Here is a 1,537-nt window from a genome sequence, read left to right as displayed (position 1 = left end):
GGGCGAGTTCTAGCGATCGTTGCAACATCCCCGATATTCGGGAGTTTCCTCGATCATGCAACCGCTATCAATTCCAAGTTCTTCCTTAAGGGAAAAATCGGGTTCTTCGTCCGTGGGCCAGGCGGCCCGGAAGCGCCGCAAGTATTCCCGGGAAGATAAGGCACGGTTCTTTGAAGCCAAGGAACGCTTGGGGACTGTTACTGCCGCGGCCCGGGAACTGGGCTTCACCCGCTCTACCTGCCTGATGTGGACGAAGGATGACGGCCGGGCACCGGGGGCGAGATACTCCGCGGAGCAGAAGGCCGAGTTCTTTGTGCTGTTGGACCGCCTGGGCAGCGTCAGCGCCGCGGCCCGGCAGCTGGGAATCAATACCCAGACCGCATTCAAATGGTCGTATTCGCTGACCGCGGTCGAACGGAAACCTCAAGGAAAACCGACGGCCAAGCAGTTGGCGCTGGCGCCGAAGAAAGCCGCGTTCCTTGCCGTCTTGGAGCGCGTGGGGAACATCAGCGTGGCCGCCCGTGAGGTCGGTGTCAAACGCAGCCAAGGGGAAAGCTGGGCTCTTGCCGCAGGAGTGGAAAACGTCCGGCAAAGTCGTGCCGAAAAACAAGCGGAATACACGCGCCTGCGTGAAGAAGGCGCCACGCAGAAGGCCGCTTCAGCGGTGGTGGGGGTGAACCGGCGCGTCGGCTATGACTGGGACCAGGCCGCCCGGGCTGCCAGAGCCCATGCCGATGCGAACCAAAGCGCTGACACCGCATATACATGTGAAGTGACTACTGCTCTTGCCGAACCTGACATCATGCTGAAGACCGCTGCCGAGCCCTTTGAAGCGCCGGGATTGACCATGATGCCAGAGCTGCCACCCGGGTGCCAGGAAACGATGACGCCGCCTATCGCCGCGGCTGCCTCCACGGGGCCCTCGGAGGCGCCGGCACGGGTGCCCGCACCGAGAACCGTGACGATTGAGCACCTGGAGCAGGCCATTGATTCGCGCTACCTGGTCCAGCAAGAGCGGGAACTGATCGCCGACATGCTCCGTGCCGAGGAATCGGTCCGAACGATCGGACGCGCCCTGGGACGCCACGCAAGCTCCATCAGCCGCGAAATAATGCGCAACAGCCACCCCAGGCTCGGATACCAGCCCTACGGCGCCCAGCGGGCCGCTACCAAGGCCCGCGCCCGGCCGAAGCCCAGTAAGCTGGCAACGGATGGGCCGCTGCGGCGGTATGTGAAAGCGAAACTGAAATTGCTCTGGTCGCCGGAGCAGATAACCCATACCTTGATCAAGGATTTTCCCGACGATCCGAGCATGCGCGTGAGCCACGAAACGATCTACCAAGCCCTCTACGTCCAGGCCCGCGGCGGCCTGAAACGGGAAGTCCAAGATGCGCTGCGCACCGGGCGGACCCGGCGCAAAAAGCACAAGAACCCGGAGGAACGCACCAGCCGCTTCCGCGACCCCATGATCAACATCTCCGAGCGCCCCGCCGAGGTCGAAGACCGCGCAATCCCGGGCCATTGGGAAGGGGACTTG

At 63.1% G+C, this 1,537-nt stretch carries 1 pseudogene; it reads left to right on the top strand.

The features are described from left to right. Positions 1–937: 937 nt before the first annotated feature. Positions 938–1,537: pseudogene (locus tag HGO92_RS24095) on the top strand (IS30 family transposase); the annotation flags it as partial.

The organism is Crystallibacter degradans (assembly GCF_012952295.1).
In the GTDB taxonomy this organism is placed as follows: domain Bacteria; phylum Actinomycetota; class Actinomycetes; order Actinomycetales; family Micrococcaceae; genus Crystallibacter; species Crystallibacter degradans.
The sequence above is the reverse complement of the archived record's forward strand: the minus strand, read 5'-3'. Positions and strand labels throughout refer to the sequence as shown.